The sequence below is a fragment of the Streptomyces sp. NPDC059743 genome, from assembly GCF_042732975.1.
In the GTDB taxonomy this organism is placed as follows: Bacteria; Actinomycetota; Actinomycetes; order Streptomycetales; family Streptomycetaceae; genus Streptomyces.
This window is the reverse complement of the sequence record NZ_JBHWGS010000022.1, coordinates 148236-165050: the sequence shown is the minus strand read 5'-3', so window position 1 is coordinate 165050 and position 16815 is coordinate 148236. Positions and strand designations below refer to the sequence as shown.

The following is a 16815-nucleotide window of genomic DNA, read 5'->3' as shown; positions in this document are numbered from 1 at the left end:
AGACTTCCTCCACACCTACAACCACCACCGCACCCACACCGCACTCGGAGGCCACCCCCCGATCAGCCGCGTCAACAACCCTGCGGGTCAATACAGCTAGGTCGTGCGTGCCAGGCGTCGCGAGCCAGACGGGATGTGGCAGACACGGCCTAATGGCCCGCGAGGCCTTCGCCGCGCAGCAGGTCGCGGCCGAACTCGACCATCTTCTTGGCATAGTCCTCGGTCCACTCCGCGCGGCGCGCGATGTCCTCCGTCGTGAGCCGGTCGAAGCGGCGCGGATCGGCGAGCTGGGCGGCGGCCACCGCCTGGAACTCGACCGCCCGGTCCGTGGCCGCGCGGAACGCGAGCGTCAGCTCGGTGGCCCTGGCCAGCAGCTCCGCGGGGTCGTCGAGGGACTCCAGATCGAAGAAGTGCTCGGGGTCGGCGACCGCCTCCGAGGGCTCGAAGAGCAGCGGTGCGGGCCGTAGCCGCCGCTCGCTCCGCTCGGGATCCGGCATCTCGTTCCTCCTGCTCGTACGTGTACAGGCCCTGCGACCACCGTCCATTCTCCCGCCCACCGCAAGGGGGCGTCGGGCGCGTGTGCCATCAGGCGTACGCGGGGCCCGGCAGGGCTTGTGGCGCAAGGCCGACGGCTGCTTGCCGATGACTCAGGGCCGCCAGCTCACCTTGTGCTCCGACAGATGCGCCAGGACCGCGTGGTTGGCTTCCCAGCCGTCCGGGAATTTGACCGTCACTCCGAGCTGGACCGGCTCGGTGGACGGGTGTTCGTCGAGGAGTTCGGCGACGCCCGCGCGGCAGACCACCACGCAGGCGTGGCGGTGGCGGGAGGCGAGGACGCAGAGGCGGCCGGTCTCCAGATGGAAGGCGGTGGCGTCGGGGCGGCCGGAGAGCGGGTGGAGGACGACGGTGACATCGAACTCGCGGCCCTGGAGACGGTTCGCGGTGTCCACGGCCACGCCCGTCACACCCAGCTCCGCGAGGGCCGCCCGGACCGCCGCCGCCTGGTCGCGGTGGGCCGTGCCGACCGCGATCCGGTCGGCGGTCACCGGCACCGGGTCCGGGGAGCGCTCGCTGGTGGCCACGCCTCCGCGGTCCAGCAGTCTGCGGACGACCAGGGCCACGGCCCGTACCGCCTCCGGATCCGTACGAGGCGTACGCCGGGCGGGCAGCTCCAGCAGGCCCCAGCCCGACTCCGCCGCCTCGTCCAGCACCCGGTCAGGGCCCGAGCCGTCGGACGCGACTCCGAACGCGAGCCGCCGGTCGCCGTGGTCCGTACCGCTGCGGAACGGTGTGTACGGATAGAACGCGTCCGACACCAGCGGCGCGGCCGACGCGGGCAGCCGCCAGGAGACGGGCAGCCGGTGCTGGGGCAGCTCCGGGTTGTGCGCCAGAAGCGTGGTGACCGCGCTCGCCGACGGGTCGTACGACAGCCCGGCCCACTGGTCGGCGCCCACCACGCTGAACGGATCGAGCTGGCCAGGATCGCCGACGAACAGCGCGCGCTCGAAGAGCCCGGCGACGGCGAGCAGCGCGTCCGAGCGCATCTGGTACGCCTCGTCCACGATGGCGTGCCGCCAGGGCTCGACGCCCTGCACATGGGCCCATTTCGCGGCGGTCGAGATGACGATGTCGAGGCCCGCGAGCTCGGCCGCCTTCGCGGACTTGCGGACGTTCGGCAGCTCGTCCAGCGCCTTGTCGTACGGATCCGGATCATTGCTGTGCAGCCGGCCGACCGGCAGCTCGGGATTCTTCTCGGCGAGCCGGACGACAAGATCGTCCACCTGGGCGTTCGTCTGCGCGACCACCATCAACGGGCGCCCGGCCGCGGCCAGTTCCCGCGCGGCCCGTACGACGAGCGTCGACTTGCCCGCGCCGGGCGGCGAGTCCACGACAACACCGCGGTGGGCTCCATGCAGCGTGTCCCGCAGGATCGCGTCCGTGGCCCGGCCGGCGGCGGCGCCCGGATCGAAGGCGGACGGCGCGTAGGAGGAGGAGTCCGATGTGGGACGGATCACAGGAAGTCTCCCTCGGTCACCGGGTCCGGAGCCTGCTGCGGTGAGGACGAGGCTGTGCCTGCCGTGTCCGCCGTTCCTTCTGTGGCCGGAGGGCCGCCATGGGTCCAGGGCGTCTCCTCCGGGTCCGGCAGCTTCGGGCCGACGCGCTGGTCGTGCTCGAAGAGCGTCCAGGCGATCCGGTCGCCCTTCTCCGGCACGGACCCGGGCGCGGGCTCCTTGCTCCGGCCCATACGGTCGGTCAGCCGCAGCACGAGCGTGCCGTCCTCCTCGGTCCCGGTCCCGGTCCCGGCTCCGTACCGTACGAACTCCGCCGACTGCGGCTTGCCGTCCAGCGAGCGGAACACCTTCGTACGCTCGCCGAGATGCGGCCGGTCGTCCGTGCGGAGCGTGATCAGCGGGCGTGGGCTCGGGCGTTTGCTCTCGCTGTACGCCATCTCCACCTCCGTCACCTCGCCGACGAACGCCTCGCCCGACAGCCTGCGGCCCGCGAGCACCAGCGGATCGTCCAGCGCCTCCGCCGCCTCCAGCTGCGCCTGTGCCGTCTCGCGCGAGGCCAGCTTCTGCGCCGCTGTCACGGCATCGTCGCGCCGGGGCTGTGGCGGCTCACCGGCGCGCACGCGGTCGCGATGGCCGGTGAACGACCAGCGGTCGCGCGTCCAGCGCTCCTCCACCCGTGCTCCTTCCGGCAGTTGACGCAGCAGATCGAGGCCGTGCCACACCGCGTCCCAGGTCGGCCGCAGCACACCGAGGAGCAGTTCGCGGATGTGCCGCTCCGCGGCCGTGAGCCTGGCGAGCCGCTCCTCCGCGTCCGGTCCGTCCTCGGCCGCGCCCAGCTCCTGGCGGGCCCGGTCGTACCGTTCGATCGCGGGCGCCAGCAGTCTGTTGTCGAACGCCGGATCCGTCGCGGGCCCGGCCGGCGGGCATGCCAACTGCCCGTCCCTGTCCCGGTCCAGCTCCGCCCGGAGCGCGGCCTCGGCGCCCGAGAGCGTCCCTGGCGGATTGATCCAGGCGAGCAGCGCGCCGAGATGCTGGTCCTCCAGGTTTGACTGCCCGGTCGCCCAGTGGCGATTGAGCAGATCGGTCGTCGCGAGCAGCAGCGAGGAGCCCGGTACGCGGGCGCGCTCGCCGTAGTGCGTCAGCCAGCGGCCGAGCAGCGGTACGCGCGGCGGCGCCGGGTACGGCGTCTCCGGATCCTCCTCGGCGGTGCGCCGGAACCGCATCGACCGGCCCAGCAGCCGTACGAAATCGATGCCCGGCCGGCTCGGCACGATCAACTGCGGTGCGTCCACGCACAGTTCGACCTCGACCTTGATCCGCTTCCCGGTCTCCGGATCGGTCTCGTTGCGCTCGGCGGGCTCGATCACATCGGCGTATGCGTCGAGATACGGGAGCACGGCCTCGGCCAGCTCGCCGAGGAACGCGAACCGCAGATCGCGGTCGCGCGGCTGTGCGACGGTCAGCAGCCGCGGCGCGTCCCGGTCCGTGCCGACGAGCGCGCCGAGCGGTGCGCCCGCCTCACCCGCGGTGGTCAACGGCACGAGGACGAGCGGCCGTTCGGAGATCCGCCGATGCCGGACGGTGGCCAGCGGCTGGGCCCGCCCGCTCGCCACGGCCTCCAGCCGCGCGAGCGTACTGATCAGCGACATCAGCCCTCCGTCCCCGGACGATCCGCACCATCCGCGACGGCCCGGTCGGCGACTGCCTGCTCGGCGACGGCCAGGTCGGTGATGGTCCGGTCGGCGACGGCCGGATCCGCGTCCGCCAGTGCCTCCGCCCTCAGCGTCGCCGCCCGGCGGAGCGCCGCGACCGTCGGGTCGTCCGGATCGCCCGTGTCGCCGTGGGCCGCCGACAGCACCGCCGTGACCGTCGTCAGCGCGCCCAGTTCGCCTCGTACGCTCCGGCCCAGCGCCTCCACCGCGCCGCGCTCCCGCGCGCGGGAGCGGCAGTGGAAAGCCAGTTCGCAGGCCGAGAGGCACTCGGGCGCATAGGCGGCGGTGACCGCGTCGACCGCGCTCGTCAGCTGGGCGCCCGAGCAGCGGTCCAGATCGAAGGTGGTGCCCTCAGGGAGCGCGTCGGCGATGTCCTCGATCCTTGTCAGCCTGGTGAGCTGACGGCGCGTCACCGACAACTGCTTCCGTACGTCCACGACGGACGCCGTCGGCAGATTGGAGAAGTCCTTCGGGCAGACCAGCAGCACCTGATGGCCCACCTCCGCGCCCTCCGTACGGGCCGCGACGCGCTCCAGGGCCAGTACGTACACCGCGGCCTGCCGCGCCGCCGCGCCCACCTTCGACGCGTCCGCCGAACCGTCGATCATCGGGAAGGACTTGATCTCCACGACCGTCCACCGGCCGTCGGGCCGCACCACCACCGCGTCCGGCTCCAGATACGCGGGCGAGCCCGCCACTTCGAGGGCCAGCAGCGGATGGTCGAGCAGCGCCCAGGCGCCGGCCGCCGTGGCTTCGCGCAGGGCCAGTGCCGTACGCGCCGTACGCCCTTCGGGGCCCGCCGCCGACAGATCGGGAACGGAGACCTCACCGGGCACGGGCGGCGGTTCCTGGCCGCCGATCCGGTCCGCCAGCAGCCGCATCAGCTCCGTACCACCGTCGGCCTTGACCTTCGCCTCGAAGGCGTTGCCACGCATGAACGCGAACTGGGACTGCCCGAACGGCGCGGGAGAGCCGAGCGCCTTGGCGAGTGCCGCCTTGTCGACACCGGCACCGTCCAGCAGGGCACGCCGGCGGCAGCCGGGATTCGCCGCGAGGGCGGCCAGCGCGCGGGCATCGAGCGGATGCGGCGCGACAGCGGGGCCGCGCAGCTCAGCGAGCCGTCGCCGGAGTGTCGTCTGCGGAGGAGGTGCCGGAGGTGCTGCTACGGGTCCGCCGCCCAGGGAATCGCTCACCCGCGGAAGTCTCGCATCCACCGCTGACAATCGGTGATGCGCGGGGCCGCGGGGAGGGCGGCACGGGTATACGGGAGGCCGTCGGCGAAGGGTCCGGCGAGGGAGCGGGCACGGTGGTCCGCGAGGGAGCCGGTACGGAAGTCCGGGAGGGAGTCGGGAGAGGAGTCGGCAGGGCGGTCGCGGTCGGCGCCGGTCCGAAGCGGGCCGTCAGCGCCGTCCGTATCCGGTCCGCCGCCCGTATCGCGGCCCCTGTCAGCAGCGCTCCCACCGCCATCACCACCGCACCCGCGACCGCGTCCAGGAAGTAGTGGTTCGCCGTCCCCATCACCACCACCGTGATGACAACCGGATAGAGCGCGCCCAGCCACCGCGCCAGCGGCGTACGCGCGTGCCGCCACAGCAGCACACCGCACCACAGCGCCCAGCCGACATGCAGGCTCGGCATCGCGGCGAACTGGTTGGTCATCTCGCCCAGACCGCGCGGCGCGCTCGCCTCGTCGCCCCACCAGCCGTACTCGCTGTACTGCGCCATGGTGTCGACAAAGCCGTGGCTGGCGTGCAGCAGCCTGGGCGGGCAGGTGGGCAGCAGCGTGAAGCCGACCAGGCTGAGCAGCGTGGAGAGCGTGAGCCAGGTCCGCGCGGTCCGGTAGAGCGCGGAGCGGCGGCGGAAGAGCCAGACGAGTACGGCCGGTGTGACCAGATAGTGGAGCGAGGCGTAGACGAAGTCGGCGGGTACGGCGAGCGCCGGAGTGGCGGTGAAGAGCCGGTTGAGCGGATGCTCGGCGTTCAGGAAGAGGGCCTTCTCGAACCGGAGGATCGCCAGCCCGTGCTCGACGGCCTCCGATCCGTCGTCGCGGGCCAGCAGCCGTCCCGCCGAGTACGCGGCGTAGATCAGGACGACGAGCGTGAGCTCCGCCCACCAGCGGGGCCGGGCGTCCGACGGCCGGGCATCCTGCGGCCGAGCACCCGGCGGCCGGATACCCGGCTGACGCGTGGCGCCGACGCGGGCGCTGTCTCTGGCGCGGGCGGCGGCGCTGTGCGGCATACGGGCGGTCTCCATCGTCATTTCATGCGGTTTTCGGCCGGTGTTCAACCGTACGGTGTACGTCTCCCATTTCCTCGGTCGGGTGGCCCGCCGAACTTCCGTTCGGTGAAATCGCGGCCAACGGAGAGAGGGACGCCCGTGTCCCCCAGGAGGTTGCCCTTCGTTCAGATACGCGATGATGGAGCGGCACCGGTTGTGAACTTCAGGGAGTAGCACCCATGGCACCGCGCATCCTTCTCGCCCGGCACGGCCAGACGGCCTGGTCGCTTTCCGGCCGTCATACGGGCAGGACGGACATACCTCTGCTGGACGAGGGCCGCCGAGGCGCGAAGCTGCTGGGCGAGCGGCTGCACCGGGCGCCCTGGTCGGGCCTCGCGGACGTGGAGATACGGACCAGCCCGCTGCTGCGCGCGAGCGAGACCTGCGCGCTGGCGGGCTTCGGCGACCGGGCCGAGGAGTGGGACGCGCTGATGGAGTTCGACTACGGCGCGTACGAGGGCATGACACCGGCCGAGATCAAGTCGGACCGGCCCGACTGGTTCATCTGGCGCGACGGCGTTCCCGACGGCGAGAGCCTGGCGGAGGTCTCGGCCCGCGCGGACGAGGCCATAGCCTGGGCGCGCTCGGCCGACCGCGATGTGCTGGTCTTCGCCCACGGCCATATCCTGCGCGCGATAGGCGCGCGCTGGCTGGGCGAGGACATCTCGTTCGCGGCGCGCATCCGGCTGGATCCGACGTCGGTGTCGGTGCTCGGCTGGGCGTACGGGCTTCCGGCGGTCGAGGTCTGGAACGACACGGCGCATCTGACGGACTGACGCGCCGGGGGTACGGGCGGGTGCCCGTCAGGTGTCCTTCTTGGCCTTACGCGCGGGCTTGGTTTTACGTACCGGCGTTCGTCGCGGCGTGGCGGTCCAGGAAGGCGCTCACCTCCGGCAGCCGGCGCTGCGGCAGCAGTACCCGGGCCGTGGTCGCGAGTCGTGTGTGGATACGGGACGACTGGACGCCGTCCAGCAGATCCAGCACCTGATGGCCCGCCACCGCCGCCGCGTCCGGCGAGCCCGCGCGGGCCAGATCGGTGGACAGCTCCGCGCGGTAGAGGGCGAGATTGCGCGCGAAGTGCGGATCCTGGAGGACCGTGGCGCGGTACGCGTGACGCGCCGCCCGCGCCCAGTCGCCCAGTGCCTCGTGGCAGAGCGCCTCCTGCGACTCCAGCTCCGGTTCGCCGAAGAAGGACATCCACTCGGGATCCGCGTCCGAGGGCCCGCGCTCGAAGAAGCCGTGCGCCAGGGACAGCGCCCGCTCACAGTTCGTACGGTCGCCGAGCCCGGCCCAGCCGCCCGCCTCGCGCAGCGCGAGCAGCGACAGCAGCCGCGGCGAGGCGAGCTGCGCGGCGGCCCGCGCGCCCGCCTGCGCGGCGCGCACGGCTTCCCGGCACCGGCCCGAATCCCTGGCCAGGAAGGACATGTTGCAGAAGGCGTGGGCCTCCAGCGCGGGATCGGCCGCGACCCGTGCGGTCGCCAGCGCCTCCGCGTAGTGCGAGCGCGCGTCCTCGAACCGGCCGGAGTCATGGGCGAGCCAGCCCACCGAGATCGACAGCTCGCCCGCGCCCGAGTGCAGCCGGTCGGCGGTGGTCTGCCGGGTGGTGGCGCCCGCGTCGAGCAGGGCGTACGCGACGCGCAGCGGCCGGGTGGCCTGCCGGTAGAGCCCGTCGGCGCCATGGCGGTCGTCCAGCAGCCGGATCCGCCGTACGGCCTCCTCGACGGCGGCCACCTCGGTCTCGCCGACGCGCCGCGGCGCGGGCACGGCCGCGGCGGGCGCACCGCCGAGACCGAGGGACGCGGCCATCACCGTGACGGGGCCGCTCGTCATGAATGCGCGACGCAGCACGTCGCTCTCCTCGTTGGTGTCGCTGGTCTCACTCGTATCGCGGATGGCACCGGCAGTGCTGGTGTCGCTGACGGGCGCCGGTGGCAAGGGCAGGGACGGAGGCGGCGGCGGGAGCGGTGGCGGCTCCGCCATGATCCGGGCCGCTCTGCCGCGTACCTCTTCCCGCGCGGAGAAGCCCAGGTCCTTCAGCGTCAGTCCCGGGAACATATGCAGGAAGACCCGTTCGTACGCGTAGTTGGGACAGCGGATCTCGCCCGCCTCCACCCGTCCGACATAGCGTGCGTCGCAGGCGACATGTTCACCGATCTCCCGAGCGGCCCTGCGTACGGCGGCGGCGAACTCCGCCGGCGAGCGCTGAGCGCGCAGCCTGCGGAAGGCGTGGTTGGGAACTGCCCGGGACGACGCCATGACCGAGCCCTCTCCTGGTACAGCCGATGGAGCCGCCGGTCTCCTCCGGCACTTCCGTCCGGTCCGGCACTTCCGTCCGGCACTTTCGGCGAAGCAAGAACGTACCGGTTGTGATGGGTCGTACACACAGGGTTTGCGTGCAAAGCGGATATCTCGCTCACGATCTGCTATGAACTGCCATCCTTTGCGGCGGCGTGCCGCCGTAGCCGTTGACGCCCTCGGGCGTTGAACCCCCTGGAGACGCTCAAGGCGTCTGCGCTCGACGAGGAGGGGTTCCCTTGTTGGAGTCTCAGCACACGAACGGCCAGGAGTTCGGCACGCGTTCCGGGGACGCGGGGGAGCCCTGCGACCTGGTGACCGTTCCGGCCCGGCAGGGGCTCGAAGCGGTGGACATTCTGCGCCGCGGGAGCACGCCCGCGGTGGGGCCCGTGCTCCATGACGCTCCCTGCGACACTCTCGGCTTTCTGGTGCCGCCGGGCACCGCGGCGGGCTGGGACATGCCGGGCAGCGCGTGTACGCAGACACATGGCCGCGGAGTGCGTCTCCCGGCGGATCCACCGGTCACGGGCTCGAACTGGCTGCTGCCGCCCGACACGACGGGCCCGGTCACGGACCCGGCGGTACTGAGGGAAGCCCTGGGCCAGGCGGCGAGACTGATCGAGGTGGTGGACCGATGCCGCTAGGCAGCTTCTTTTTTGGGGCTCGGTTCGCCTCCGGGCGCTTTCTGCCACTGTCGACGGTCGACCGTGCTCGACCCCTCGTACCTCGGGGCCTCCGCGCGCTCTCCCTTTCGACAGCGGCGCGCCCTTCGGCTCACTCGCCGGCGGCCGTGCGGGGCCGGAACGTCTCCGCACCCCAAGGCGGCCGGGCGAGAGGCGGTCGCGAGAACCGGTCGGGCATCCGAGCCCTTAAAATAGAGTGGCCTTGTGGCGAGGAACAGGCGTGGTGCGACGGGTACGGCGAGGGCGGCCGTCGTGGTGGAGGCCGTCGACGGGGGGAGCGCCGAGCTGATACCCGACCGGGAGCGGCCTCGCGCCTGGTCGCTGCTGATCGACGGCGCTCCGCAGTCCCATGTGGACCTTGACGATCCCACCCGTCTGTCCTTCGAGTACCAGCGCAGACTCGGCCATGTCGCCGATCTCCTGGCGCCCGCGGGCCGGCCGCTCCAGGTCGTGCATCTCGGCGGCGGCGCCTTCACTCTCGCCCGCTATATCGCCGCCACCCGCCCACGCTCCACCCAGCAGATCGTCGAAGTGGACGCCGCGCTCGTCCGGTTCGTCCGTGCGCGGCTGCCGCTGGATCCCGCTGCCCGGATCCGGGTCCGCTCCACCGACGCCCGCGCCGGACTCGCCAAGGTGCCGGACGGCTGGGCGGATCTGGTGATCGCCGATGTGTTCGGCGGCGCCCGTACTCCCGCGCATCTCACCAGCGTCGAGTTCCTCGCGGAGGTACGGCGGGCCCTGCGGCCCGACGGCTGTTACGCGGCCAATCTCGCCGACGGACCGCCGCTCGCCCATCTGCGCGGGCAGATCGCCACCGCCGCGACCGCCTTCACGCATCTCGCGCTGGCTGCCGATCCGACCGTGCTGCGCGGGCGCCGCTTCGGCAATGCCGTACTGCTTGCCTCCGACCGTGAGCTGCCGCTCGCCGAGCTGACGCGCCGGGTCGCGAGCGATCCGCATCCGGGACGGGTCGAACACGGGCGCGCGCTGGCCGACTTCACCGGTGGTGCGCCCGCCGTCACGGACGCGAGCGCCAAGCCGTCACCGCCGCCTCCGGCCGACGCGTTCACCACCTGACGGACGCGTCCACCGGCCGCCGCCCGACGCGCTCAGCGGTCGTCGAACTGGACCATCGGCGGATGGCCGTTCCAGGTGCAGAACACCGAGACCTCCCGGCCGTTCTGGGTGAACGTCACCCGGATCCAGGCCGGTTGCGTCCACACCTGCATCTGCCAGCCCGCGTCGGGTGTCGCCGAGACCAGCTCGGCCGAGACCTCGCCGATGTCGAACGCGACCCGGCCGCCGTCGACCGTATAGCTCTTCACGCTCCCGGAATCGGGCGGTTCCGCGTAGCCGTCCGTGCCGCCCTGCGCGGGCTCTCCCGTCGACGCGTACGGCGACGGCTGCCGGTCTCCGTCCGGTGCCGCCGCTCCCGCGTCCGTACCGGCGCCCTCACCCGTGCCCGTACCCGCGTGTGCGTCCGCGTCCGCGGACTTCACCGGGCGGCTCGGTCGCGCGGACGGGCTCGGAGGACGCTGGGTGGAGGAGGTGACCGGACTGGGCCGCGGCGCCGTCCAGTTGTCCGAGGGCAGCGCGAGTGCGCGCGGCGGATCGTAGGCCGTACCGGCCATGACCGTACGGACGCCCCACCACGTGAGCGTGACCGCCGCGCCGGTGGCCAGCGACCACGCCATCGCGTGTACGAGTCCTCTGCGCATCCGGGCCATAGTGCCGCACCCCGCGACACCCGCGCCAGACAACACCGGCTCCGGACAACACTCGTGCCACACAGGCCCCGTGGATCACGGACCGCTGGGACCGGCCTCCTCGTGTTCCCCGGATGGCGTACGGTGCCGCCCATGCCCAGTGTGCTCGTGGTCGAGGACGACCAGTTCGTGCGCTCCGCCCTCATCAGGCACCTGACCGAGGCCTCCCACACCGTACGGAGCGTCGGTACCGCCCTGGAGGCGCTGCGCGAAGTCGCCCATTTCCGGTTCGACGTGGTCATACTCGACCTCGGGCTGCCGGATCTCGACGGTGCCGAGGCGCTGAAGATGCTGCGCGGCATCACCGACGTACCGGTGATCATCGCCACCGCGCGGGACGACGAGACGGAGATCGTACGGCTGCTCAACGACGGCGCCGACGACTATCTCACCAAGCCGTTCTCGGTGGAGCATCTCTCGGCCAGGATCGCGGCCGTACTGCGCCGTTCGCGCGCCGGCGCCGACGAGGCCACGCCCTCGCGTGTCATCCGGGTCGGCGGGCTCTCCATCGATCCGCTGCGCCGCCAGGCCGAACTGGACGGATCCGCACTGGATCTGACGCGGCGTGAGTTCGATCTGCTGACCTTTCTCGCCGGGCGCCCGGGAGTGGTCGTACCGCGCAAGGAGCTGCTCGCCGAGGTCTGGCAGCAGTCGTACGGCGACGACCAGACCATCGATGTCCATCTCTCCTGGCTGCGGCGCAAACTCGGCGAGACGGCGGCCAGGCCGCGCTATCTGCACACACTGCGCGGTGTCGGCGTGAAGCTGGAGCCGCCGAAATGAGACGGGAGCCGTGGACATGAGACGGGAGCCGCGGAAATGAGATGGGCCCTGGTCAAGGTGGCCGTGGCCGTCACCGTGATGGTCGTCGTGGCCTTCGCCGTACCGCTGGGACTGGTCATCAAGGAGATGGCCAGGGACCGGGCCTTCACCAACGCCGAGCGGCAGGCCGCCACCATCGGCCCGACGCTCTCCATCACCACCGACCGCGCGGAGCTGGAACGGGCCGTCGCCTCCACGCTGGCCGGCGCGTACGGACGGATGGCCGTGCATGTCCCGGCCGCCGACGAGCCGGGCAGTCTGCCGCTGGAGATCGGTACGCGCCGGGCGGCCGAGGAGGATCTGCGGACCGTACGGCGGATCGGCCGCGCCTCCATCACCGAGGTCACGGGCGGTTTCGCGCTGCTCCAGCCGACCGCGCTCAGCCAGGCGAGGATCGCGGTCGTCGAGATCTTCGTGCCCGACGAGGAGGTCTCCAACGGAGTCACCACCGCCTGGCTGGTGCTCGCGGGTGTGGGTCTCGCGCTGGTGGTCGGTTCGGTCGCGGTCGCCGACCGGCTCGGACTGCGGATGGTCGAGCCGGCGCAGCGCCTCGCGTACGCGGCGCACGCGCTGGGCGAGGGAAAGCTCGGCGCGCGGGTCCCGGAGGAAGGGCCCACCGAACTGCGGTCCGCCGCCGTCGCGTTCAACTCGATGGCCGACCAGGTCGTCCAGCTCCTCGCCAATGAGCGGGAACTCGCCGCCGATCTCTCGCACCGGCTGCGCACTCCGCTCACCGTGCTGCGTCTCAACGCCGCGTCGCTGGGCGAAGGTCCGGCCGCCGACCAGACCAGGGCGGCCGTGGCCCAGTTGGAACGCGAGGTCGACACGATCATCCGTACCGCCCGCGAGTCCAAGCCGCAGACGGTGGCCGCCGGGCCGGCCGGCGGCTGTGACGTCTCCGAAGTCGTCCGGGAGCGGATGGACTTCTGGTCCGCGCTGGCCGAGGACGAGGGCCGTACGGCACGGGTCGCGGGCATCGGCGGCCCGGTCCGTATCCCGGTTGTCAGGGCCGAACTGGCCGCCGCGCTCGACGCGTTGCTCGGCAATGTCTTCCGGCACACACCGGAGGGCACGGCCTTCGCCGTCGATGTGCACAACGGCGAGGACGCCGTGATCGTCCTGGTCTCGGACGCGGGACCGGGTATCGCCGATCCCCGGGCCGCGCTCGCGCGCGGCAACAGCGGCGGACGGGACGGTTCGACCGGGCTCGGTCTCGACATCGTGCGCCGGGTGGCCGAGTCGACGGGCGGAGACGTACGGATCGGGCGCTCGGTGCTCGGCGGCACCGAGGTACGGATCTGGATCGGGCTCGACGGCTGGCGCGCGCCGGACGCGCCGCGAGGGCACCGCCTCGGCCGCCGCAAGCGGGCGGCCCAGGGCCGCAGGGCGGCGGAGGTCTGAGGCCTCCGGCCCTGGGCTCGGCGGGGCGAAGGCACGCGCCCGATCTTCAACAGGCGCCGGATCTTTAATCGGTTCCGATGCGCACCTTAAGCGCGCCCTAAGAACCGTGGCGCCTGTCCCGTACAGCCCATTTGTCCGTGCCGGGACAGCTAGCGTTCTGTCCTGGCTGCCCCACCAGCCGCCCCCCCCGCCGCCCCGGCCGGACCGACCCCCCACACCCATCCGGCCGGGGCTCGCGCGTACGGCGAAGGCCCGGGACACGCGCGTAACGAGACGGCGTACGGCGACGGGCCGGCGGCCGACGGGCCGGTGGGCCCGCGTCAGCCGACCGGGACCTCCGGCAGTACGCCCGTACCGGCCAGCCTGGCGTACCAGAGCGCGCTCGACTTCGGCGTACGGCGCTGGGTCTCGTAGTCCACATGCACCGCGCCGAAGCGCTTGCCGTAGCCGTACGCCCACTCGAAATTGTCCAGCAGTGACCAGAGGAAGTAGCCGCGGACATCGGCGCCGTCGTCGATCGCCCGCCGGACCGCCGCGAGATGGCCGTGCAGATAGCGGATCCGGTCCGGGTCGTGGACCGTACCGTCCGCACCGGGCCTGTCCGCGTACGCCGCGCCGTTCTCGGTGACCATCAGCGGCAGTCCCGGCGCCTCGCGCGTGTACCGCATCAGCAGGTCGTACAGCCCGCTCGGATCCACCGACCAGCCCATCTCGGTGAGTTCACCGGGCGGCTGATGGAAGGCGACGGAGTCCGCGCCCGGCCAGGGCGAATGCTCGCTCTCGCCGTGGCCGTCGTGGCGCCCGGCGAACTCGTCCGTGGCGGCCGAGACCACCGCGGGCGCGTAGTAGTTGATGCCCAGCGAGTCCAGCGGCTGGCGGATCGTCGCCGGGTCCGTGGCATGGACGAAGGACCAGTCGGTGATCCGCGCGGTGTCCGCGAAGAGATCCTTCGGGTACGCGCCGTTCAGCATCGGGCCGGTGAAGATCCGGTTCGCGAGCGCGTCGATACGGCGCCGCGCGTCCAGGTCCGCGGGCGACTGCGTACGGGCCCGTACGGCCGACGGGTTGAGGCTCACCGAGACCCGGCCGTCCGCCGGGAGCACGGAGCGCAGCGCCTGCGCGGCCAGACCATGGCCGAGGTTGAGATGGTGCGCCGCCCGCAGCGCCGCCGCCGGGTCCGTACGGCCCGGGGCGTGCACGCCGGACGCGTATCCCAGAAAGGCGCTGCACCAGGGCTCGTTCAGGGTGGTCCAGCGCCGTACCCGGTCGCCGAGCGCCTCGCCGACGTAGCGTGCGTACTCCGCGAAGCGGTACGCCGTCTCGCGCTCCGGCCAGCCGCCCGCCGCCTCCAGCTCCTGCGGCAGATCCCAGTGGTAGAGCGTGAGGACGGGCTCGATGCCGTGGCCGAGCAGATCGTCGACCAGCGCACGGTAGAAGTCGAGACCGCGCTGGATGGCGGGACCGCGCCCGGTGGGCTGGACGCGCGGCCAGGAGACCGAGAAGCGGTACGCGTTCACGCCCAGGTCCGCCATCAGCCGGACGTCCTCGGCCCTGCGGTGGAAGTGGTCGACGGCGATGTCGCCGGTGTCGCCCTGTGCGACCTTGCCTGGCGTGTGGCTGAAGGTGTCCCAGATGGACGGCGTACGGCCGTTCTCCCGGGCCGCGCCCTCGATCTGGTACGCGGCGGTGGCGGTGCCCCACAGGAAGCCGGGCGGAAAGGTGTCGGACATGGGTCAGCTCCCGTTGCCGTAGGTGTGAGGTGAGGAGTGAGCGGTGGGGGGTGACGGACGAGAGGTACGGAGTTACGGAGTTGACGGACGCGGACGTACGGCTCAGCCCTTGACCGCGCCCTGCATGATGCCGCCGACGATATGTCTGCCGAAGATCACAAAGGCGAGCAGCAGCGGCAGCGTGCCCAGCAGCGCGCCCGCCATGATCACCGACTGGTCGGGGATATAGCCGCGGCCGAGCCCGGTCAGCGCCACCTGCACGGTGGGATTGCCGTTCTGCGTCAGTGCGATGATCGGCCAGAAGAAGTCGTTCCAGGCCATCACGAAGGTCAGCATTCCCAGCACGGCCATCGCGGGCCGCGCGGCCGGGAAGACCACATGCCACACCACCCGCAAGCTGCTCGCGCCGTCCACCCGGGCCGCCTCGATCAGCTCCGTGGGCAGCGCTCCGATCAGATACTGCCGCATGAAGAACACGCCGAAGGCGCTGACCAGCGTCGGCAGGATGACGGACTGGAGCTGGTCGGTCCAGGACAGCTCGGCGATCAGCATGTACAGCGGTACGACACTGAGCTGCGGCGGCACCATCATCGTGCCGATCACCAGCAGCAGAAGCAGATTCTGGAACCGGAAGCGCAGTTTGGCGAAGGCGAAGCCGGCCAGGGTGGAGAAGAGCACGGTGCCCGCCGCGATCGCGCCCGCGACCACGGTCGTATTGAGCAGGGCCGTGCCCATATTGGCGTCGGTCCAGGCGATCTCCAGATTCTTGAAGAGGTTTCCGCCGAACCAGAACGGCGGAGGCGTCTGGGCGAGCCGGGTGTTGTTGCGGGAGGCCGCGATCGCCGTCCATACGAGCGGGAAGAGCGAGCCGATGGTGAAGATGATCAGTACGGCGTAGGTGATCCGCCCGCCGTGGAGCTGCCGGCCCGCGCCGCGCTTCTTCGGCCGGGCGACCTTCCTCCGGTCCGCCTCGGTGTGGCCGGGTGTCCGCTGATCCGTGAGTGTCTGTGAAGTCGTCGACATGAGTGGTCTCCCTACGCGCTCTTGCGGAGACGGCGGCCGATGACCCAGTTCACCGCGCCGATGATCAGCAGGATCAGGAACATCGTCCAGGCGATCGCCGAGGCCCGGCCGAGATGGAGATTCACCCAGCCCTGTTCGTACAGATAGAGCCCGAGCGTCTGGAACTGGTGGCTGGCGCCGCCCGTCGCGCCCGCGCCGCCGTTGAAGAGCAGCGGTTCACCGAAGAGCTGTGTCGCGCCGATGGTCGAGACCACACAGGTGAACAGGATCGTCGGCCGCAGCGAAGGCACGGTCACATGGATGAACTGCTGCCAGCGCGAGGCGCCGTCCAGGGCCGCCGACTCGTACAGATCGTTGGGGATGGCCTGCATCGCCGCCAGATAGATCAGGGCGTTGTAGCCGGTCCAGCGCCAGATGACGATCGTGGAGACCGCGAGCTGGGAGGTCCAGGTGCCGTTCTGCCAGTCGACGGCACCGATCCCGATCTGTCCGAGCAGCCAGTTGATCATTCCGTAGTCACGGCCGAAGAGCAGGACGAAGACCAGCGTCGCGGCGGCCACCGAGGTGGCGTACGGAGTGAGTACGGCGACGCGGAAGAACATCGAGCCGCGCAGCCGGTAGTTGAGCAGATGCGCGATGCCCAGCGCGATCAGAAGCTGGGGGATCGTGGAGATCAGCCCGATGGTGACGGTGTTCTGGAGCGCGTTCCAGAAGAACTCGTCACTGAGCAGCCGGGAGAAGTTGCGCAGTCCCACCCACTCCATGTCGGTGGGCGCGGTCAGCTCCACGCGGTGCAGGGAGGCCCAGCCGGTGTAGAGCAGCGGGAAGAGCCCGAAGGCCATGAAGAAGACGAAGAAGGGCGCGATGAAGGCGTAGGGACTCCAGCGCACATCGCGGCGGTACCGGCGGCTGCGCCGCTCACGGCGCCGCTCCTCGCGCGCGTCGCGGCCTGCGTCGTCGGGTTGCCGCTGATGTCCGTCGCGGTACGTGTCGTGGTCTGGGCCGGTCTTCCCGCCGCCCGTGGCGGGTGCGTCCGGCGCCGGGGCCGCGCCCTCCTCCTCGGAGGGCGCGGCGGCACGTGCGTCACTGGCCAT

15 protein-coding genes and 1 pseudogene are annotated in these 16815 nt (G+C 71.7%); 6 read left to right on the top strand and 10 right to left on the bottom strand.

Annotated elements, in window-relative coordinates; all coding sequences use genetic code 11:
* Positions 1–100 (top strand): annotated as a pseudogene (locus tag ACFV6H_RS32595) (IS481 family transposase); the annotation flags it as partial.
* Positions 101–149: 49 nt separating this feature from the next.
* Here ACFV6H_RS32595 and ACFV6H_RS32590 read toward each other — a convergent pair.
* From ACFV6H_RS32590 to ACFV6H_RS32570, 5 genes are all read right to left on the bottom strand, one after another.
* Positions 150–497, bottom strand: coding sequence for a hypothetical protein (locus tag ACFV6H_RS32590; protein WP_093603051.1), 348 nt, complete (start codon positions 495–497; stop codon positions 150–152).
* Between the two features lie 150 nt (positions 498–647).
* Positions 648–2012, bottom strand: a complete 1365-nt coding sequence (locus ACFV6H_RS32585) for an AAA domain-containing protein (protein ID WP_385549595.1) — start codon at positions 2010–2012, stop codon at positions 648–650.
* Positions 2012–3661 (bottom strand): hypothetical protein, encoded by a 1650-nt coding sequence (locus ACFV6H_RS32580; RefSeq protein ID WP_385549566.1) that lies wholly within the window; start codon positions 3659–3661, stop codon positions 2012–2014. Before ACFV6H_RS32580 ends, ACFV6H_RS32585 begins: the two co-directional genes overlap by 1 nt.
* The gene (locus ACFV6H_RS32575) at positions 3661–4917 is read right to left on the bottom strand and encodes a hypothetical protein (RefSeq protein ID WP_385549563.1); all 1257 of its coding nucleotides are present in this window, start codon (positions 4915–4917) and stop codon (positions 3661–3663) included. The genes ACFV6H_RS32580 and ACFV6H_RS32575 overlap by 1 nt, the downstream gene beginning before the upstream one ends.
* Entirely contained in the window at positions 4835–5962 is a 1128-nt protein-coding gene (locus tag ACFV6H_RS32570; RefSeq protein WP_385549591.1) for a phosphatase PAP2 family protein, read from the bottom strand. The genes ACFV6H_RS32575 and ACFV6H_RS32570 overlap by 83 nt, the downstream gene beginning before the upstream one ends.
* Before the next feature lie 218 nt (positions 5963–6180).
* On the opposite strand from ACFV6H_RS32570, the gene ACFV6H_RS32565 reads away from it, so the two are divergent.
* Complete coding sequence (locus tag ACFV6H_RS32565) at positions 6181–6777, top strand: histidine phosphatase family protein (protein ID WP_384987487.1); 597 nt, start codon at positions 6181–6183, stop codon at positions 6775–6777.
* Between the two features lie 64 nt (positions 6778–6841).
* Here the strand turns inward: ACFV6H_RS32565 and ACFV6H_RS32560 are convergent, their stop codons facing one another.
* Positions 6842–8257, bottom strand: a complete 1416-nt coding sequence (locus tag ACFV6H_RS32560; RefSeq protein ID WP_385549559.1) for a tetratricopeptide repeat protein — start codon at positions 8255–8257, stop codon at positions 6842–6844.
* A gap of 281 nt (positions 8258–8538) precedes the next feature.
* Here ACFV6H_RS32560 and ACFV6H_RS32555 point away from each other — a divergent pair, with 281 nt between their 5' ends.
* Both ACFV6H_RS32555 and ACFV6H_RS32550 read left to right on the top strand, forming a co-directional pair.
* The gene (locus ACFV6H_RS32555; protein ID WP_385549556.1) at positions 8539–8940 is read left to right on the top strand and encodes a hypothetical protein; all 402 of its coding nucleotides are present in this window, start codon (positions 8539–8541) and stop codon (positions 8938–8940) included.
* Between the two features lie 243 nt (positions 8941–9183).
* Positions 9184–10056, top strand: a complete 873-nt coding sequence (locus ACFV6H_RS32550; protein WP_385549553.1) for a spermidine synthase — start codon at positions 9184–9186, stop codon at positions 10054–10056.
* Positions 10057–10088: 32 nt separating this feature from the next.
* On the opposite strand, the gene ACFV6H_RS32545 is transcribed toward ACFV6H_RS32550, so the two are convergent.
* Positions 10089–10706, bottom strand: a complete 618-nt coding sequence (locus ACFV6H_RS32545; RefSeq protein ID WP_385549550.1) for a hypothetical protein — start codon at positions 10704–10706, stop codon at positions 10089–10091.
* 132 nt (positions 10707–10838) lie between these two features.
* Between ACFV6H_RS32545 and ACFV6H_RS32540 the strand changes: the two genes are divergently transcribed.
* Positions 10839–11528 carry a response regulator transcription factor gene (locus tag ACFV6H_RS32540; protein ID WP_384987478.1) on the top strand — a complete coding sequence of 230 codons (690 nt, stop codon included), beginning with the start codon at positions 10839–10841 and terminating at the stop codon, positions 11526–11528.
* A gap of 36 nt (positions 11529–11564) precedes the next feature.
* Complete coding sequence (locus ACFV6H_RS32535) at positions 11565–12968, top strand: sensor histidine kinase (RefSeq protein WP_385549546.1); 1404 nt, start codon at positions 11565–11567, stop codon at positions 12966–12968.
* A 320-nt stretch (positions 12969–13288) separates the two neighbouring features.
* Here the strand turns inward: ACFV6H_RS32535 and ACFV6H_RS32530 are convergent, their stop codons facing one another.
* The 3 genes from ACFV6H_RS32530 to ACFV6H_RS32520 all read right to left on the bottom strand — a co-directional run bounded on the left by ACFV6H_RS32530 (position 13289) and on the right by ACFV6H_RS32520 (position 16815).
* Entirely contained in the window at positions 13289–14698 is a 1410-nt protein-coding gene (locus tag ACFV6H_RS32530) for a GH1 family beta-glucosidase (protein WP_385549543.1), read from the bottom strand.
* A 102-nt stretch (positions 14699–14800) separates the two neighbouring features.
* A complete protein-coding gene (locus ACFV6H_RS32525; RefSeq protein WP_385549540.1) occupies positions 14801–15721 on the bottom strand; it encodes a carbohydrate ABC transporter permease in 921 nt (306 codons plus the stop codon).
* Between the two features lie 11 nt (positions 15722–15732).
* Positions 15733–16815 carry a carbohydrate ABC transporter permease gene (locus ACFV6H_RS32520; RefSeq protein WP_384987470.1) on the bottom strand — a complete coding sequence of 361 codons (1083 nt, stop codon included), beginning with the start codon at positions 16813–16815 and terminating at the stop codon, positions 15733–15735.